20 protein-coding genes and 1 tRNA gene are annotated in these 18,554 nt (G+C 30.2%); 19 read left to right on the forward strand and 2 right to left on the reverse strand.

The features are described from left to right. The first annotated feature begins 1 nt into the window (after position 1). The 14 genes from thiI to BUA21_RS13620 all read left to right on the forward strand — a co-directional run bounded on the left by thiI (position 2) and on the right by BUA21_RS13620 (position 13,939). Entirely contained in the window at positions 2 to 1,171 is a 1,170-nt protein-coding gene (gene thiI / locus BUA21_RS13555) for a tRNA uracil 4-sulfurtransferase ThiI (RefSeq protein ID WP_072745365.1), read from the forward strand. A gap of 91 nt (positions 1,172 to 1,262) precedes the next feature. After that, positions 1,263 to 1,877 (forward strand): TetR/AcrR family transcriptional regulator, encoded by a 615-nt coding sequence (locus tag BUA21_RS13560; RefSeq protein WP_234973723.1) that lies wholly within the window; start codon positions 1,263 to 1,265, stop codon positions 1,875 to 1,877. A gap of 19 nt (positions 1,878 to 1,896) precedes the next feature. Further along, complete coding sequence (locus BUA21_RS13565; RefSeq protein WP_072745367.1) at positions 1,897 to 3,270, forward strand: radical SAM protein; 1,374 nt, start codon at positions 1,897 to 1,899, stop codon at positions 3,268 to 3,270. A gap of 237 nt (positions 3,271 to 3,507) precedes the next feature. Then, positions 3,508 to 4,404, forward strand: coding sequence for a metal ABC transporter substrate-binding protein (locus BUA21_RS13570; RefSeq protein WP_072745368.1), 897 nt, complete (start codon positions 3,508 to 3,510; stop codon positions 4,402 to 4,404). Between the two features lies 1 nt (position 4,405). After that, positions 4,406 to 5,155, forward strand: a complete 750-nt coding sequence (locus BUA21_RS13575) for a metal ABC transporter ATP-binding protein (RefSeq protein WP_072745369.1) — start codon at positions 4,406 to 4,408, stop codon at positions 5,153 to 5,155. A 37-nt stretch (positions 5,156 to 5,192) separates the two neighbouring features. Next, positions 5,193 to 5,963, forward strand: coding sequence for a metal ABC transporter permease (locus BUA21_RS13580; RefSeq protein WP_234973724.1), 771 nt, complete (start codon positions 5,193 to 5,195; stop codon positions 5,961 to 5,963). 228 nt (positions 5,964 to 6,191) lie between these two features. Next, complete coding sequence (locus tag BUA21_RS13585; protein WP_072745371.1) at positions 6,192 to 6,731, forward strand: helix-turn-helix domain-containing protein; 540 nt, start codon at positions 6,192 to 6,194, stop codon at positions 6,729 to 6,731. A gap of 27 nt (positions 6,732 to 6,758) precedes the next feature. Further along, complete coding sequence (gene potA / locus BUA21_RS13590) at positions 6,759 to 7,808, forward strand: spermidine/putrescine ABC transporter ATP-binding protein (protein WP_233242629.1); 1,050 nt, start codon at positions 6,759 to 6,761, stop codon at positions 7,806 to 7,808. 38 nt (positions 7,809 to 7,846) lie between these two features. Then, positions 7,847 to 8,641 (forward strand): ABC transporter permease, encoded by a 795-nt coding sequence (locus tag BUA21_RS13595; protein ID WP_072745383.1) that lies wholly within the window; start codon positions 7,847 to 7,849, stop codon positions 8,639 to 8,641. Beyond that, positions 8,638 to 9,426, forward strand: a complete 789-nt coding sequence (locus tag BUA21_RS13600) for an ABC transporter permease (protein ID WP_268801923.1) — start codon at positions 8,638 to 8,640, stop codon at positions 9,424 to 9,426. The genes BUA21_RS13595 and BUA21_RS13600 overlap by 4 nt, the downstream gene beginning before the upstream one ends. After that, positions 9,423 to 10,466 (forward strand): ABC transporter substrate-binding protein, encoded by a 1,044-nt coding sequence (locus BUA21_RS13605; RefSeq protein ID WP_072745374.1) that lies wholly within the window; start codon positions 9,423 to 9,425, stop codon positions 10,464 to 10,466. The genes BUA21_RS13600 and BUA21_RS13605 overlap by 4 nt, the downstream gene beginning before the upstream one ends. 102 nt (positions 10,467 to 10,568) lie before the next feature. Then, positions 10,569 to 11,750: an NAD(P)/FAD-dependent oxidoreductase gene (locus BUA21_RS13610; protein ID WP_072745375.1), complete on the forward strand. Its 1,182-nt coding sequence runs from the start codon at positions 10,569 to 10,571 to the stop codon at positions 11,748 to 11,750. Positions 11,751 to 11,872: 122 nt separating this feature from the next. Continuing rightward, positions 11,873 to 13,504, forward strand: a complete 1,632-nt coding sequence (locus tag BUA21_RS13615) for an MBL fold metallo-hydrolase RNA specificity domain-containing protein (protein ID WP_072745376.1) — start codon at positions 11,873 to 11,875, stop codon at positions 13,502 to 13,504. 15 nt (positions 13,505 to 13,519) lie between these two features. After that, positions 13,520 to 13,939, forward strand: a complete 420-nt coding sequence (locus BUA21_RS13620; RefSeq protein ID WP_072745377.1) for a hypothetical protein — start codon at positions 13,520 to 13,522, stop codon at positions 13,937 to 13,939. A 24-nt stretch (positions 13,940 to 13,963) separates the two neighbouring features. Here BUA21_RS13620 and BUA21_RS13625 read toward each other — a convergent pair. Continuing rightward, positions 13,964 to 14,039: transfer RNA gene (locus BUA21_RS13625), tRNA-Thr, on the reverse strand. A gap of 27 nt (positions 14,040 to 14,066) precedes the next feature. After that, on the reverse strand, positions 14,067 to 14,243 hold the full coding sequence (locus tag BUA21_RS14785) for a hypothetical protein (protein WP_159429113.1): 177 nt from the start codon (positions 14,241 to 14,243) through the stop codon (positions 14,067 to 14,069). 240 nt (positions 14,244 to 14,483) lie between these two features. Here BUA21_RS14785 and BUA21_RS13630 point away from each other — a divergent pair, with 240 nt between their 5' ends. The 5 genes from BUA21_RS13630 to BUA21_RS13650 all read left to right on the forward strand — a co-directional run. Then, positions 14,484 to 15,932 (forward strand): radical SAM/SPASM domain-containing protein, encoded by a 1,449-nt coding sequence (locus tag BUA21_RS13630; RefSeq protein WP_159429114.1) that lies wholly within the window; start codon positions 14,484 to 14,486, stop codon positions 15,930 to 15,932. Beyond that, a complete protein-coding gene (locus BUA21_RS13635; RefSeq protein WP_072745379.1) occupies positions 15,929 to 17,008 on the forward strand; it encodes a hypothetical protein in 1,080 nt (359 codons plus the stop codon). Before BUA21_RS13630 ends, BUA21_RS13635 begins: the two co-directional genes overlap by 4 nt. A gap of 25 nt (positions 17,009 to 17,033) precedes the next feature. Beyond that, positions 17,034 to 17,291, forward strand: coding sequence for a hypothetical protein (locus BUA21_RS13640; RefSeq protein WP_072745380.1), 258 nt, complete (start codon positions 17,034 to 17,036; stop codon positions 17,289 to 17,291). Positions 17,292 to 17,321: 30 nt separating this feature from the next. Further along, positions 17,322 to 17,534, forward strand: a complete 213-nt coding sequence (locus BUA21_RS13645) for a hypothetical protein (RefSeq protein WP_143147175.1) — start codon at positions 17,322 to 17,324, stop codon at positions 17,532 to 17,534. Positions 17,535 to 17,673: 139 nt separating this feature from the next. Then, positions 17,674 to 18,554, forward strand: an 881-nt coding sequence (locus tag BUA21_RS13650; protein ID WP_143147176.1) for a hypothetical protein, incomplete at its 3' end; no start/stop codon positions are given.

An 18,554-nucleotide genomic window follows, 5' to 3' on the forward strand; every position in this document is an offset into this window, starting at 1 on the left:
TGTGGATAAAGTGATAAGCGTAAGTTTAGGAGAAGTAGCTTTAAAGGGTTTAAACAGAGGATATTTTGAAAATAAGTTGTTAAAGCAAATAAGAAGTGCTACGAGAGAATTTGGCTCACCCAATATTTATAAAGAACAAGGGAAAATGTATATTGAAGCAGAAGAAAATTATTTTGATCAGATTATAAATAGACTTAAAAAAGTTTTTGGAATAGTCTATATAAGTCCTTGTATTAGAGTGGAAAAAGATATGGGAAATATAGAGAAAGCTTCAATGGTGGCTTTAAAAGAGGCTTTAGAGAAAAAAAATATAAGGACTTTTAAAGTAAAGACAAATAGAGTAGACAAGGATTTTCCTATAAAATCTCCAGATATGTCAAGTAAAATTGGTGGTGTTTTACTTAAGAGTATTGAGGGTATAAAAGTAGACGTGCACAATCCTCAAGTTTATCTTTATATAGACATTAAAGATAAATGTTATATATATACAGAGAGATATAAAGCTCAAGGAGGGCTTCCTATTGGTACCAATGGAAAAGGGCTTCTTTTATTGTCTGGAGGTATAGATAGTCCTGTTGCAGGATTTATGATGGCAAAAAGAGGTGTAAGGCTTAGTGCAGTCCATTTTCATAGCTATCCTTTTACTAGTGAAAGAGCAGAAGAAAAAGTAAAGGAACTGGGGAATATATTGGCTAGATATTCTGGAGATATACCTCTTTATACTGTAAATATCATTGATATACAAAAAGAAATTCATGAAAAATGTCCAGAAAATCAAATGACAATTCTAACTAGAAGATTTATGATGAGAATAGCAGAAAAAATTGCACAAAGGCAAGATATAAATGCTCTTATTACTGGAGAGAGTTTAGGGCAAGTAGCAAGTCAAACAATAGAAGGAATTGGAGTTACTAATTCATCAGTTGATATTCCTATATTGAGACCTTTAATAGGTTTTGATAAAGTGGATATAATAGATATAGCAAAAGAAATTGAAACATATGAAACGTCAATTTTGCCTTATGAAGATTGTTGTACAGTTTTTTTGCCAAAACATCCATTGACAAGGCCAAAACTAGAGGATATTGAAGAGTCAGAAAAAAAATTAGATGTAGATTATCTTGTAGATGAGGCTGTTTCAAATGCTGTATTTTCAACTATAGAACCCTAAAATTTTGTGCAAAAATTATGAAAATAAATTAACTTTATTGACAATGAAAACTTTTGTGATAAAATTAAATAGACAGATATGTCGATAAAAAATGGAAGGAGGAGAAGCAAATAACTTGCCCAAAATTGTAGATTATGAAGTTAAAAAACAAGACATCATAGAAAAAGCTAAAGAAGTATTTGCAAAACGAGGTTATTACAACACAAATATATCGGACATATCAGAGAACTGTGGAATGGGAAGAACTACAATTTATCAGTATTTTAAAAATAAAGATGAAATTTTTTATTATTCAGTAGAAGATGTATTAGCGGAAATACAAAGAAAAGTGGAAATAATAATAGAAGATGATACATTAAGCTTTATAGAAAAATTGAAAAAATTAATATTTGAACTAGCTAGTGAGTATGAACATAACTACATTTTTGTATTGTTGGCAGAGATATGGATTATTGGCAAAAAACAAAGAAATGAATTTTTAGAGTCTTTGGCAGTATATGTTGAAGATTTAAAAAAATCCATAAGAGATTTAATTTCTCGAGGCATCGAGGCTAAGGAAATTAAGCCTGTTGACAGCGAAAGTATGGCAAACACTATATATTATTTTATCGAATCATTGATGATACAGGTATCCGCTAACAGAAATGTGGATATAAAGAAAAAAATAAGTTCCGTTAATATTTTAATTGATGGACTAAAAGTTTAAAGGTGAAGGGGGAATTTTCATGGCAAGTGTAAAACAAGTTATGAGCACTGCTTTGATGAATGAAGGTTTAAAGTATATTGAAAAAGATCCAATGGAAAATATGCCTAAATTGTTGGATTGGGCAGAAAAAATTGTCACAAGGGAAAATCATAAAAGATATCTACAAAACTTTAGAGAAATCGTAGCTGATCCTGAAAACAACTGGTACAAACTTATGGAAAGATACTTTGATGAATTGTCACCAAATACAAGAAAGAAATTCTTAATAAACTATATGGTGAATTCAGGTATGGTTGGAATTCCTATGCAAGATAAAGCAAAGAAAAAATACAATTGTAATGTTCCTTGGGCAATACTTATGGACCCAACTAGTGCATGTAATTTAAAATGTACAGGTTGTTGGGCTGCTGAATATGAGAAAACAGATTCTCTAAGTTATGATACATTAGATAGAATAATCAGAGAAGGAAAAGAACTTGGAATATATATGTATATATTCTCTGGTGGAGAACCTCTAGTTAGAAAAAATGATTTAGTTAAACTTGCTGAAACTCATAGCGATTGTTCTTTCCTTTCATTTACAAATGCAACATTAGTAGATGAAGAATTTGCTAAAAAATTAGGCGAATTAGGAAACTTTGGACTTGCAATAAGCGTTGAAGGCTTTGAAGATACTACAGATATGAGAAGAGGAAAAGGTACTTTTGAGAAAGTAATGCATGCTATGGATTTACTTAAAAAAGAAGGAGTAGTATTTGGATTTTCAACATGCTACCATAAATATAATGTAGATGTAGTAGGTTCAGAAGAGTACTTAGATTTATTGATAGATAAGGGATGTATGTTTGGTTGGTACTTTACTTATATTCCAATAGGAAAAGATGCTGTAACTGATTTATTAGCTTCACCAGAACAACGTGAATACATGTATCATCAGCTTAGAAAGATGAGAAAAGAAAAACCAATATTTACTTTGGATTTCTGGAATGATGGTGAATATGTAAATGGTTGTATTGCTGGAGGAAGAAACTATTTCCATATAAATGCTAATGGGGACATTGAACCTTGTGCATTTATACATTATTCGAATTTAAATATAAAAGATGTAAGTTTAGTTGAAGCACTTCAATCACCATTGTTTATGCAATATAAAGAAAATCAACCATTTAACGAGAATCACTTGAGACCATGTCCATTGCTAGACAATCCTGAAAAGTTGAGAAGCATGGTTCAAAAATCAGATGCTTATTCAACTCAACCTATGGATAGAGAGGAAGTAGAAGATTTAACTGCTAAGACTGATGAAATATCAAAAGAATGGGGAGTAGTAGCAGATAAATTGTGGGATGAATCTCAAGCTAAAAAAGCAAAAAAAGCTGAAGAAGAAGCTTAATTCATGATAAAAGTTAAATAAAAATAAGCTGGTGTACTCCAGCTTATTTTTATTTAACAGTGAAAAGAAAAATTCATTTCTTGTACTGTACCTTTTAAGATAATATAATTATTCTGATGGAATATGATTTGTTTGAAATGTTTGAGGGTATAGCTATTATTATCTTGGCTATAATTATACCGATATTTATTTTACAATGGGAAATATAGTAGAGTCTATGGGAGTGATGATATAAAAATGAAAAAGACTATCTTTATCATATTGCTAATAGCTTTAACTTTTATAACAGCTTGTTCTAACAAAGATGTAAATACTAATGAAAGTGGAGGAAAGCTAGTAGTATATACGAGCTTTTATCCTCAATATTATCTAGCGGAGGAAATTGGAAAAGATAAAATAAGCTTAAATTCTATAGTTCCAAATGGAGTGGAACCTCATGATTTTGAATTGACTGTAAAACAGATAAAGGAAATACAATCAGCAAATGTACTCATCTTAAATGGGGCCAATATGGAACATTGGACAGATAAATTGATAAAAACAATAAACACGGAAGACATGGATATAGTAGACAGTAGCAAATATGTGAATCTCATTAAGACCAATGGGATAGACGATCCTCATATTTGGCTGAGTCCTAAAAACATGAATAAGATAGCTTATGAAATAAAAGAAGTATTTGTAAAAAAGGATCCTGGCAATGGCGATTTCTATGAAAACAATTACAAAGAGTTATCTAAAAATTTATTGGAACTAGATAAAAATTATAAAAATGTACTAGAAGATAAAAAAAGAGATACCATATTGGTTTCTCATGCCGCTTTTTCTTATTTAGCTGATGAATATGGATTTAAACAAATTGCTGTTACTGGTATAAGCCCCGAAGAAGAACCTAGTCCTGGGGCTATGGCAGAGCTTATAGATATGGGTAAAGCTGAGAACATGAAATACATTTTTTTAGAAACATTGGCGAGTCCTAAAACAGCAAATATTATAGCTGAAGAAGCTAATTTAGAAGTTTTAATTTTAAATCCAATTGAAGGACTTACAGAAGAAGAACAAAAAAATGATGAAGATTATATTTCTATTATGGAACAAAATTTACTCAATTTAAAAAAGGCACTGGTGGATTAGAATGGGAGAAAAGATTGTAAGTGTAAAAAATTTGTATTTTAGTTATGGGAACAATAGAGTTTTGGAAGATGTAAGTTTTGATATTGAAAAAGGTGATTTTGTTGGAATCATAGGACCAAATGGTTCTGCTAAAAGCACTTTGATGAAATTAATGATAGGACTCTTAAAACCAGAAAAAGGAAATGTAAAGTTATTTGGCACTGATATAAACAAGTTCAAGAAATTTAAAAGAATTGGCTATATATCTCAAAGTGCAAGAGAGTTCAATACAAAATTTCCTGCTACTGTAGAAGAAATTGTTGGAGCTAATTTGTATGAAAAAATGGGATTTTTCAAAATAGGGAACAAAAATATATATGAAAATGTACACCGCTCATTAAAAGTAGTAGAAATGGATGCTTATAGTGATAGGCTCATAGGAAATCTTTCTGGCGGCCAAAAACAAAGAATATTTATAGCTAGAGCTCTTGTGAACAATCCAGAAATACTATTTATGGATGAGCCTCTTGTAGGTGTAGATATTGAATCTCAAAACAGATTTTATGATTTGATGGAAAAACTCAATGTAAAATATAATATTACATTGGTTATGGTTTCTCATGATGTAGGTGTGATTTCAAAAAAGGTCAACAAGATACTATGTTTAGGAAATGGAAAGTTGTATGTTCACGATTCAAAAAATGTTGAACTTTCAGATGTAATAGGTGAAACTTATGGCAAAAATATGGATGTACTAGACCATGATCATTAGGGTGATGAATATGATGGATATATTTTCTTATAGTTTTATGCAAAGATCATTTATAATGGGTACAATTATTGCAATTATAGCCCCTACTATTGGGCTATTTCTCGTTTTAAGGAGAGCTTCTGTCATAGGGGATGCACTTTCCCATGTAGCTTTAGCAGGAGCAGCTTTTGGAATGCTTATGGGCATTTATCCTGTATATGGGGCAATTATATTTTCTATTGCTGGAGCTTTAGGGATTGAAAAATTGAGAAATGAATATTCAGAATATGAAGAGCTTTCTCTTTCAATAGTATTGTCAGCAGGCATTGGACTCGCTTCAATCCTCATAAGTCTTGGGAATACTTCGGGTATATTTGCCTATCTCTTTGGTAGTCTGGCACTGGTTACTGAAAAGGACATATTAGTTGTATCTATACTTGGAGCATTTATCATAATCTCTATAGCAGTTCTTTATAAGGGATTGTTTTATGTGTCCTTTGATGAAGAAGGTGCAAAGTTGGCTGGAGTACCTGTAAAGTTTATAAATATATATTTTGCTATACTTGTAGCATTAACTGTTGGCATATCTATGAGGATAGTGGGAGTTTTACTCATATCTTCTCTTATGGTTTTGCCTGTAGCAACAAGTTTGATAATATCTAAAAGTTTCAAACAAGCTCTTCTATATTCTAACTTGTTTGGAATACTATCAGTGTTTGTAGGACTTATAATTTCTTTTTATTTTGATTTAGCTCCAGGAGGAACTATTGTCTTGACAGCATTGTCAATACTTTTGATTGTAATATTTATAAATCGCAAAAAAAGCTAGTAGAGATACTAGTTTTTTTTATTAAGTAAAAAGATTTATATATTAAACAAGAAAAAATATCATATCTTTTTTAAGCCTGTAATTAAAGGGGATAGAACAGGTTGAAAAAAACAAAAAATATATTGACTTTTAGATATATTTTTGATTATAATAGATTAGTCGATAGGGATGTTTAGTAATTATAAACAAATAGTTTAATATATGATGAGTATTGTTAGGAGGATATCCGTGAAAATTGGTGAAAAAATTAAGCAATTAAGGATCAGAAATTCCCTTACTCAAGAAGAACTAGCTGAGAGATGTGAATTGACTAAAGGATTTATTTCACAAGTTGAAAGAGATTTGACTTCTCCTTCTATAGCTACACTAGTAGATATTCTTGAAGGACTAGGAACTAATTTGAAAGATTTTTTCAATGATATAGAAGAAGAAAAAGTAGTTTTTACAAAAGAAGATGCTTTTGAAACAGAAAATGAAGAGTACAAATACAATTTAAAATGGATAATTCCCAATGCACAAAAGAATTTAATGGAACCAATACTTCTTGAATTAGAGCCAGAAGGAAGATCTAAAGAAGATTCTCCACATGAAGGAGAAGAATTTGGATATGTAGTATCTGGTAGCATATTTGTTCATATTGGAAATGAAGAGTACAAGGCCAGAAAAGGTGAGAGTTTTTACTTTAAAGCAAATGCAAATCATTATATAAGAAATGCAGGAAAATCTGTAGCTAAAATCATTTGGGTGAGTACACCACCAAATTTTTAAAGAATATTTTTTATGGGGGGATCATCATTGGAAAAAAATTTAATAATTGACTTAAAAAATATTTATAAAGAGTATGATGGCATAGAAGTTCTAAAAAATATAAATTTTTATATCAGAAAAAATGAATTTCTGACATTACTGGGTCCCAGTGGATGTGGCAAAACTACTACACTACGAATTATTGGTGGATTTGAACAACCTACAAGTGGAGAATTGATATTTGAAGGAAAAAACATCATAAATGTGCCTCCCTATGAAAGACAAATAAATACTGTTTTTCAGAAATATGCACTTTTTCCTCATATGAATGTATTTGAAAATGTAGCTTTTGGTTTGAAGATAAAAAGATTGTCTAAATATGAAATAAAAAAGAAAGTAATAGATATGCTTAAAATGGTTAATCTTGAAGGGTTTGAAAACAGATCTATAGAATCTTTAAGTGGGGGACAGCAACAAAGAGTTGCTATAGCAAGGGCACTTGTCAATGAACCAAAAGTGTTATTATTGGATGAACCTCTTGGAGCATTGGATTTAAAGCTTAGAAAAGAAATGCAATTAGAACTTAAGAATATGCAAAAAAGAGTAGGAATTACTTTTATATATGTAACTCATGATCAAGAAGAAGCACTTACTATGTCAGACACAATAGTTGTCATGGACAAGGGAGAAATACAGCAGATAGGTACACCTGTTGATATATACAATGAACCTAAAAATGCTTTTGTAGCTAAATTTATCGGTGAGAGCAATATTATTGATGGAACAATGCATGAGGACTATATAGTTGAATTTGCAGGAAGAGTATTTGATTGTGTTGACAGTGGTTTTGAAAGAGATGAAGAAGTTCAAGTAGTTATAAGACCTGAAGATTTAAACATAGTAGATGCAAAAGATGGGATGATTAAAGGAAAAGTTACATCTGTAACATTTAAAGGTGTTCATTATGAAATGCTTGTAGAGAGCAAAGAGTTTCAGTGGAAAGTTCATAGTACTATTATGAAGCCAGTAGATACAGAAATTGGTTTGACAGTTATTCCTGACAATATACACATTATGAAGAAGGTGATAGAAAATTGAAACAGTTAAAATGGCTTTCTTATCCTTACATTTTTTGGATGATACTATTTATAATAGTACCTTTGATATTGGTATTTATTTTTAGTTTTACTACAGGAGATATTCGTTTAAATGGAGATTTTCAATTTTCTATTGAAAACTTTCAAAGATTTTTCGATCCACTTTATTTAAAGGTATTGGGGAAATCTGTAAATCTAGCATTAAAATCCACTATAATATGCTTATTGTTGGGATATCCTATGGCTATGATCATTTCAAGAGAAAATATAAAAAAGCGAAATGTCATGATCCTTTTATTTGTAGTTCCAATGTGGATGAATTTTTTGTTGAGAACTTATGCTTGGATGACTTTGCTTGGGAAAAATGGAGTTTTAAATTTTTTGATAAAAAAATTGGGATTTACACCATTAAATTTTATTTACAATGACAATGCTGTACTTCTTGGAATGGTGTATAATTTTTTGCCCTTTATGGTACTTCCCATATATTCTGTACTCATAAAAATGGATAAAAGTTTAATAGAGGCAGCAGAAGACTTGGGAGCTAACAAGGTAAAAGTGTTTTTAAAGATTATATTTCCACTAAGCTTACCTGGAGTTGTTTCAGGATTTACAATGGTATTTATGCCAGCACTAAGTACATTTGTCATATCTAGACTTTTAGGTGGAGGTCAATATATGCTTATTGGAAACTTAATTGAACAGCAATTCTTATGGACAGGAGATTGGCATTTTGGCTCTGCTATATCAATAATTATGATGGCATTTATTTTAATAGGAATGGCCATTACATCAAAATTTGACAAAGATAAAGAAGGAGGGGGCTTGTGGTGAGCAAATTCTTGAAAAAGTTTTATACTGTACTTATATTTATATTTTTATATGCTCCCATTGTAGTGCTGATTATATTTTCTTTTAACAATTCAAAGTCGAGGGGCTCTTGGAATGGTTTTACATTGAAATGGTATATAGAACTTTTTAAAAATGAAGAGATAATGAAAGCACTATATTATACTATAATTATAGCTGTTCTTTCAGCAGTTATTTCAACTATAATAGGGACACTTGCAGCTATAGGTATATATAATATGAATTATTTAGGTAAAAAAGTAGCTTTAAATATAAACTACTTACCAGTACTAAATCCAGATATAGTTACAGCTGTATCCCTTATGACATTGTATAGATTTATGAATATACAATTAGGATTTTTATCTATGCTACTATCTCATATTACATTTTGTATCCCTTATGTGATATTATCAGTACTTCCTAAATTGAAACAGCTAAATAAACATTTGGCAGAAGCTGCAATGGATTTAGGTGCTACTCCTTTTTATGCATTGAGAAAAGTCATTATTCCTGAAATAATGCCTGGAATAGTCACAGGAGCCCTTATGGCTTTTACATTATCTATTGATGATTTTGTAATAAGTTTTTTCAATACAGGCTCTGGAGTTACAAACTTAAGTATAACAGTATATTCTATGGCTAGAAGAGGAATCAAACCTGAAATCAATGCGTTGTCGTCCCTTATGTTTTTAACAGTACTTGTTTTGCTTTTAATTATAAATAAGAGGACTACAAAAGATTTGGAAAGAAGAGGTGATATTGCATGAAAAAAAGTATAAAATATGTTTTATTTGTCTTGTCAATTGCAATCATTGGCACTGTTTTTACAGGGTGCAAGAAAGATGAAAACACATTAAATGTATATAATTGGGGAGATTATATAGCTCCAGAAGTCATTGAGGAATTTGAAGAAGAATATGGTATAAAGGTAAATTATAGTACTTTTGATACCAATGAAGATATGTATGTAAAAGTTAAATCTGGTGGAAATAGCTATGATGTATTGTTTCCTTCTGATTATATTATTGAGAAAATGATAAAAGAAGATATGTTGCTCAAACTAGATATGAACAACATTCCTAATTATAAAAATATAGATGAAAAATTTAAAAATCTTGATTTTGATCCAGATAATGAATACTCAGTTCCTTATATGTGGGGGACACTGGGGATTATATACAATAAAAATGCAGTTACTGACAAAGTAGAAAGTTTGGATATTCTTTGGGATAAAAAATACAGTGGCCAAATTTTAATGTTAAATAGCCAAAGAGATTCTATTGCTATTTCACTAAAGAGATTGGGATATTCTATGAATTCAACAGATAAAGATGAGTTACAAAAGGCAAAAGAAGAACTTATAAAGCAAAAACCACTTGTATATGCTTATGTTGGGGATGAAGTAAAGGATTTGATGATAGGTGAAGAAGCGGATATTGGAGTAGTTTGGTCTGGAGATGCAGTATATATGATGGGCGAAAATGAAAATTTGGATTATGTAGTTCCTAAAGAAGGTTCAAATCTGTGGTTTGATAATATGGTTATACCAAGTACTAGCAAGCACAAAAAAGAAGCAGAACTCTTTATAAATTTCATGTGCAGACCAGATATTGCATTAAAAAATACTGAATACATTGGATATTCCACTCCTAATAAAGAAACATTTAAATTGCTTTCTGAAGAAATGAAAAACGATGATGTAGCTTATCCTAAAGATGAAGGCTTAGAAAACTGTGAAATATTCAATGATCTTGGAGAGTTCACAAAAGAATATTCAAGAATTTGGACGGAAATTCTTGCTCAATAACATAAAATACTCTTGCATATGAATATGTGCAAGAGTATTTTGTGTAATGCAGAAAATTAAGGGTAATAAAATACTAGTATTATAAATTTAGGAGGTTTTATGATGGACAAGTGTGAATATCTTATTGTTGGGAATGGAATCACAGGTTTAGCTGCTGCAAGAGAAATAAGAAAAAATGATGAAACTGGTTCCATAACTATGGTTTCCAGTGAACCTTATCTTACCTATTATAGAGTTAAACTTACAGAATACTTAAGCAAGGATTTTCAAGATGAAGAACTTTTAGTGAACAAAGAAAAATGGTATGAAGACAAAAATATAAATGTTATAGTGAATAAAATAGTTGAAGAAATTGATACAGAAGGAAATAAGATAAAAATAGATGATGGAAGCGAAATTCAGTACAATAAATTGTTATTGGCTATGGGGAGCAGGCCTTTCATACCTCCAATAGCTGGAAAATATAAAAATGGAGTTCTTGCGCTGAGAACACTTAAAGATTTAAGATATATTCAAAATTATTTTTCCAATTGCCAAACTATTACTATTATAGGTGGTGGATTGTTGGGACTGGAAGCTGCCTATTCAGTTAAGAAACTCAACAAAAAAGTAAACATCATTCAATCTTCACCTTATTTATTAAATAGACAATTAGATGAAGAAATATCTAGAAAACTTGAAAAAAAATTGAGAGAAGCTGGGTTTAATTTATACTTAAATTCTCAAGCAGAAGAAATATTGGGGGAAGAAAGAGCAAATGGTATCAAATTGAATGGAGACAGAATAGTATCTACAGATGCAGTTTTGGTATCCTCTGGAGTTCGTTCTAATCTTGATTTAGTTAGAGATACCAAAATTGAACATGATAGAGGAGTCAAAGTAGATAAATATTTAAAGACAAATATTGACAATATCTATGCCGCTGGTGATGTGGCAGAAGTAGAAGGAGTAGTACTTGGACTTTGGAGTGCTGGAAATGAACAAGGTAAAATTGCAGGGCAAAATATGACGGGGGGTACAAAAGAATACACATCACCAAAACCATATACAAATCTTCAAATAGGAGATATTTCATTGTTTTCAGCAGGAGATGTGAAGAATTTTGACAAGGTCTATGAATATAAAGAAGGAAGCGAAATACATCATAAATTGTTTACAACAGATGGAAAAATCACAGGAGCTATATTGTTTGGTGATATATCCGAAATGAATAGTTTGAGAAAAGCTGTTCTTGAAAATATGGATGCAGATATATATTTAAAAGACGGAATAGCTTTCAGATAAAACTCCAGGTTTATCCTGGAGTATTTCATTTTATCTCCAAATAAAATATAGAGAAAATACACTTTTTGCTTAAGAAATCAATTATAATATAAGTAAAGTTTATTGTTCTGGGGGGATATATTGTGGAGATTAAATTTTTAGGTGCTGCTAAAGTAGTTACTGGTTCTAATGTATTGATAACTACGGATAAATATAAAATACTATTAGATTGTGGTATGTTTCAGGGAAGTGAACAGCTAGAAAGACTAAATTTTGAAAAATTTCAATACAATCCAGAAGATATAGATTTTTTGATATTAAGTCATGCTCATATAGATCACAGTGGAAGAATACCCAAATTGGTGAAAGAAGGATTCAAAGGTAGAATCATAACTACAAATGCTACATTTGATTTGTGTAAAATAATGCTTATAGATAGTGCGAACATTCAACAATCAGATATAGAATGGGAAAATAGGAAAAGACGAAGAGCTGGAAAAGAACCTGTAGAACCACTTTATACAGTAGATGATGCAGATTTGAGTTTGAGATATTTTGAACCTTATCTTTATGATCAAAAGATCACTTTAAATGATGATATTGTAGTTAGATTTAAAGATGCTGGTCATATATTGGGTTCGGCTATAGTTGAATTGTGGATAAGAGAAAATAAGGATTTTACCAAAATTGTCTTTTCAGGCGATTTAGGAATGCCAGGTCGTCCTATCATAAATGAACCTGAATACATTGAAGAGGCAGATTATTTAATAGTAGAATCTACATATGGAAATAGAATACACGATGATATAAAAGAAAGTGCAAAAAAATTGGTAGATATCATAAATTCAACTGTATTGAGGGGAGGGACAGTGATTATACCTTCTTTTGCTGTAGGAAGAACTCAAGAGATAATATATGAATTAAATAAATACTATGAATATGATAAAAGCATAGAAGAATTTATGAAAATTCCTGTTTATGTAGATAGTCCTATGGCTGTTATGGCTACAGAAGCTTTTAAGAAAAATTCCAGTTGTTTTAACGAAGAAACTAAAAAACTTATACTAAACGGAGACAATCCTTTTGAATTTTCAAATTTGTTCTATGTAAAAAGTCAAGACGAATCTATGAAGTTAAATCAATATAGTTTTCCAAAAGTGATCATTTCATCTAGTGGTATGTGTACCGCAGGAAGAGTACGTCATCATCTAAAGCATAATTTATGGCGAAAGAAAAATAGTGTAGTTTTTGTAGGTTATCAAGCAGAAGGTACATTGGGTAGGATAATATTAGACGGAAAGAAAAAAGTAAAAATATTGGGAGAAGAAATAAAAGTAGAGTCAGAAATATATGATCTTGAAGGGTTTTCTGGCCATGCAGATCAGAAAGTATTGATGAATTGGGTCAAGAATTTTAAAAGGAAACCTAAAAAAATATTTGTTGTTCATGGAGAAGAGGAATCGTCAGAAATGCTGGCAAGTATGATTGAGAGCAAATTGAATATTGAAACTATAATACCTAATTTAGGCGATGCTTTTGAGATTAAAGAAGTTATAGTTAAAAGTCAAAGTGGCGAAGTACTAGAGCCTATAAAACAAAAAGAAGATATAGAAAAAGAATTGCAGGATGTTTATAATCAATTTGAAGCCCTTGTATATAGAACAGATAAAATAATAGATCCAAACTTTTTAAGTCAAGACTATGATGAACTAAAAAATAAATTGTTAGAATTGCAACAAAAATTGATGGATGTAAATATGCTCTTAGGAAAATGATAAAGGAGTGATCTAATGGGTGAAGAAGGTAATAAAAGAAAGTTTAGAAAAGTTGAAAACATAATGGAAAAAATTATTATGTGGCTTGAGATTGTATTGGCAACTTTTATAATAATAACAGTTATTTTAAGTTGCAAAGATTTAGCCTCATTGGCATATAATGTTTTCACAACAGAAGCAATGAGTTCTTATGAGCTATTGCAAGGTTTCCTTTCTTATGTTTTGCTCCTAGTAGTAGGTCTTGAACTTGCTCTTATGCTCATAAAACATTCACCTGGAAGTGTACTGGAAGTGATGCTCTATGCTGTTGCAAGGAAAATGCTTATAAGTTCTTCTACTACTTCAGAGGTACTCATAGGTGTCATAGCTTTGGCAATTATATTTTTCATAGATAAGTATCTTCATACAAAAGATAAAGAAAATATAATAAAGTAGTAGAAAATTTCTACTACTTTCCTTTGGAGCTTCATGGGGGACTTGAACCCCCGACCTACTGATTACGAATCAGTCGCTCTACCATCTGAGCCAATGAAGCAAAAAATTAAAATGGCTAGTCAATAGACTAGCCTACTTGTTTTGGTGTCAAAAGACTGACACTAAAACAGCTCGCACTATTATCAACATCATTATAAGGCGATTTTATAAAAAAGTCAATGTCATAATTATCTTTTATGATTCTAATGTCTTCTATAAAAAGTGCTAGTATTTGTTTTAAGTTTTCTCCAGTAATTTTTTCCAATAATAGCTTGATATTATTTCATTATATGGTACAATTTGATTAAGAAAGGTTGTACATAAAATGTATTTTTAGTTTTCTTGTTGCGATATTGCCATACAAAATATTCGGAATATTGCAAATCAATCATATAGATCTCCTAATTTGACTTTTATAAATACGTTATATGTCTCTGTAGTCTATAAATAAAACAATGTTATTTTTATAGATAATATTTAATTAAAGGATGTGATTATGTTGAATATGCCAATAGTTGAAATATTTAAAACAATCAACAGTCATTACATATATGATGGCATTAAATGTGAAATTGTAGAAATTAATAAATCCTCTTATGATTATTTATTTAATATCTTAAGAAATGGGGAAAAATTTGACGAGTTAAAATTACCTAACGAATTATACAAATTACATGAAGCTGGATATCTTCAAACAAGTAGTCCAATCAAAATGATAGAACATCCATATACAAAATTTTTACCAACATTTTTGAATCGTAAAATAAAATCTATAACTCTTCAAGTAACTCAAAAATGTAATTTTCGTTGTAAATATTGTATTTATTCTGAAGAAATTAATAAATCACAACGGAGTCATTCAAATAATAGTATGTCCCTAGACACAGCCATGAAATCTATTGATTTTTTATCAAATCATTCAATAGATTTAAAAGAAGTTGGAATTGGTTTCTATGGCGGAGAACCATTATTGGAGTTTGAGCTAATAAAAAAAATTGTAGCATATGCAAAAGAGGTGTTTATTGGAAAACAAATTTTGTTCAGTATGACAACAAATGGTTCATTGTTAAATAAAGAAATTATTAAATTTCTAAAGGAAAACGATTTCAATTTAATGATAAGCCTTGATGGTCCCAAAAATGTAAATGACAAAAATAGAGTATTTGCTGATGGTTCCGGTACATTTGATTCAGTAATAAATAATATTAAATTAATTGCTGAATTATATCCGACATATGCTAATGAATTAAGTATCAGTATGGTAATGGATCCTAGTAATGATTTTGATTGTTTTAATTCTATACAATTTGATTTGAAAGACATAGATATTAACTATATCAATGCAGCTATTGTTGATTTTGATTACGATGATGAAAGTATGTTATATTATTCGGATGATTTTACATGGAAAATTCAATATCATGAGTTTCTTGGATTTATGTCATATTGGGGAAGAATAGAAGACAAAGAAACTTCCTTATTAACTAAACCCTCTTTAGCTTCAAATATTAATAATTTTAAAAAATTTAAAACTGCATCGCCGTTATTATCCCAAGATTCTCCCTCTGGCCCTTGTGTACCAGGTCTTACGAGACTTTTTGCAGATTATAAAGGGAACTTATTTCCTTGTGAAAGAGTTAGTGAATCTTCTGAGACAATGAAAATCGGTGATATAAACAATGGGTTTGACATAACAAGAGCAAATAGATTATTAAATGTATCTAAGCTTTCAGAAGAAATTTGCAAAAAATGTTGGGCTTTTAGGTTCTGTAATCAATGTGCAAAAAAAGCAGATGATGGTTCAAAATTTCTCTCCACTAATAAAAGAATAGAACATTGCCCAGAATCTAAAATAAGTGCATACCATGAAGTTCAGAATTATATAATTATGAATGAAGTCCATACTTTCTATCCAGAACAAGTCAGAAATTCTAAGCAGGAGGTATTCGAATGAAGAAAATAGATATATTCCCTTTTAATTCATTTCTTCTTCCTTATATTAGACACTATAATGAGTTGCAAAATGAATATATAATAGAAAATGTTTATGTACATGACAAAAATCCAATGGTTGACAAGGATTTATCATATTCATGTAATGGTAAACACGTTGGAATAAATGCTAAATCAATTTCTGATATATATAAATCTAGCTCAGATATATTGGTTGTAATAAATGATAACAAATATATAGAACAAGATTATATGTATAAAATATTTAAAAAGGCCATAGAAAATGATATTAAAGTATTATTTTATATAAATAAAAACGATGGTATAGATGACCGTATATGGGAGCTCAGAAAAAAAATTAATGGTAAACTTGATATTGTATACCCAAAATACTTACCAAATAGATTATTGAGCGATAAAATTTCATTACAAACTCCTGTAATTTTAGTTGGTGGGCTTATAGATGAACCGGATATTACTGAATTATTATTGAGACTCTATATTAAATTTACAGAGATGAATATAAATACAGCTGTCATCACAAAATCCTTGTTTAATCTCAATATGAACTTTTACAATATTAATGAAATCTTCGAACAGAATAATACTGAAAATGATAAGATTAAAACAATCAAAGATTTTGTTAAGAGAATAGAAATAGATGAACAACCAGATTTAATACTAATAGAAGCTCCAGATCCATTCATTGAATACAATGAATGGATTGGTAATGGATATGGTATAAAAACTTATATGTTATCAAAAGCTGTGTCACCAGATTCAATAGTAGGAGTTATGCCATTAGAACTTTCTACTGCTAAATTTGTAGAAACCGTGCATAATTATTTGTCCCGAAAGTATGATGCACCTTTGAATGGTACACATATTAGTAATACAATTATAGATTCTTTAGATGCATATGAGAGCGGAAAAATTACTTATACTCATGCAGAAATTAATTTGGTGAATGAATATATTGAAATGGAGAAAAGTCAAAGCACAATTCCTATAAATAATGTTTTTGATGATGGAATTCAAACGATAACTGAAGCAATAGTAAATCAGTTAGCGGAATAACAATATATAGTACTGGAGGAATACCATGACTAAAAATGAAATAAAAAAATATATATTAGAAGTGTTGGAAAATAGGTTTAATATACCTAAAGATAAACTAGATACAAAATATCTAAAACTCCCCTTAACCGGAAAACATTTCAAGCTAAGTGGCTACGAACTTGGAGAATTGATTTTCGAAATCGAAAAATTCACTAATAAAAAACTTGATTTAAATAGTCTAGCAATGTATGAATTAGCGTTTATAGACAGAATAGCTTGCTTGTATAGTTGTGATAGTTAAAATGAAATGGAAAGTAAAATGAAAGGAGGCATGAAAATGAAATTTAAAAAAAATAAAAACGTAAATACTATTGAGTATTTTGCACATTGCATGTGTAAATTAGCGACATGTAATTGTGCGTGTATTTGTCAATGTGGTGGTAGTTCAAAAATATCTCAAAGTAATTATGATGAGATGGACAATACAAAATATACTGATAAATTTGTAACTGATCTTCCCACTGGAGATCGATCATATATGTGATAACATGACATAATGACTAAATTCATACATTGCTTTTATTCAGCTTAGATGAAAAATCTAAGCTGAGACTATTTTTTTATTGATCCTTTATATAAGGATTAATAAGTGTTAGAATTTATTTTACTGGAGGTGAATTAGCGTGAAAAATCCAATATTAAAATCTATCATCAGACGTCCAATCAAATTTGTCTTGCTTATTCTAATACTTTCATTAGTTTCTGGTGCTTTTATTATGAATTTTACCTCATATAGCCTAGTTAGTAAAGAAGTTGAGTCTGCAAAAGGAGCGTATAATAGTATTGGATATCTGCAGATGGATTTATCAGATGGAAGCGACGGCAATGTGTATGAGATAAGAGAGCTGTTCAAAGATGATCCAATGATTGCTTATGAAGACTGTAGAATATGGTCGTTAGGAATCAGTGATAATCTATTAAATGCAGCCAACAAATATCTTGAAGGCGATTTTTTAGATGAATATCCAGGCATGGATCTTTTTGTTTATGATCTATTCGTTATAGTAAGACCTGAAAATATACGAACTAGAAACTACGTCAAGGATAGATATGATGGGGTGACCTTGGAAGGCCACGTGCAAAAACTAATTGCCGGATATCCGGATTGGATCTATATGCCGGATAGCGAAGAAATGTTTGAAGACGGATTCTTTAGTCTTATAGCACAAAAATATGAAAATAGTAGTAGAGCAAACGGCATATTAAAATTAATTCCATATATAAATGATGCCGTCCTTGATGAGTTATATGGACTTGAAATTGGAGCTGATTATCTTTTTAGATGTGAGGCAATGTCTTATGATGCTTCACATATGGAAAGACCGGATTCATATATGTTAAAACCATTATATGATGGAGGTCCTTTATATGAGAAAATTGATAATATTGATGAGTTCAATTTAGAAGATCCTAAATGGCAAAAAATGAGAGAGGATATAGAGCTTTTAGATATGAATACCAGAGCATTTAGCATCATTGCAACTAAAAACATGGAAACTCACCC

Source organism: Sporanaerobacter acetigenes DSM 13106 (genome assembly GCF_900130025.1).
In the GTDB taxonomy this organism is placed as follows: domain Bacteria; phylum Bacillota; class Clostridia; order Tissierellales; family Sporanaerobacteraceae; genus Sporanaerobacter; species Sporanaerobacter acetigenes.

Coding starts and splice junctions, on each gene's coding strand:
- BUA21_RS13560 (WP_234973723.1), top strand. CDS start 1,263: ATGGAAGGAGGAGAAGCAAATAACTTGCCCAAAATTGTAGATTATGAA.
- BUA21_RS13565 (WP_072745367.1), top strand. CDS start 1,897: ATGGCAAGTGTAAAACAAGTTATGAGCACTGCTTTGATGAATGAAGGT.
- BUA21_RS13570 (WP_072745368.1), top strand. CDS start 3,508: ATGAAAAAGACTATCTTTATCATATTGCTAATAGCTTTAACTTTTATA.
- BUA21_RS13575 (WP_072745369.1), top strand. CDS start 4,406: ATGGGAGAAAAGATTGTAAGTGTAAAAAATTTGTATTTTAGTTATGGG.
- BUA21_RS13580 (WP_234973724.1), top strand. CDS start 5,193: ATGCAAAGATCATTTATAATGGGTACAATTATTGCAATTATAGCCCCT.
- BUA21_RS13595 (WP_072745383.1), top strand. CDS start 7,847: ATGATACTATTTATAATAGTACCTTTGATATTGGTATTTATTTTTAGT.
- BUA21_RS13605 (WP_072745374.1), top strand. CDS start 9,423: ATGAAAAAAAGTATAAAATATGTTTTATTTGTCTTGTCAATTGCAATC.
- BUA21_RS13610 (WP_072745375.1), top strand. CDS start 10,569: ATGGACAAGTGTGAATATCTTATTGTTGGGAATGGAATCACAGGTTTA.
- BUA21_RS13620 (WP_072745377.1), top strand. CDS start 13,520: ATGGGTGAAGAAGGTAATAAAAGAAAGTTTAGAAAAGTTGAAAACATA.
- BUA21_RS13630 (WP_159429114.1), top strand. CDS start 14,484: ATGCCAATAGTTGAAATATTTAAAACAATCAACAGTCATTACATATAT.
- BUA21_RS13635 (WP_072745379.1), top strand. CDS start 15,929: ATGAAGAAAATAGATATATTCCCTTTTAATTCATTTCTTCTTCCTTAT.
- BUA21_RS13640 (WP_072745380.1), top strand. CDS start 17,034: ATGACTAAAAATGAAATAAAAAAATATATATTAGAAGTGTTGGAAAAT.
- BUA21_RS13645 (WP_143147175.1), top strand. CDS start 17,322: ATGAAAATGAAATTTAAAAAAAATAAAAACGTAAATACTATTGAGTAT.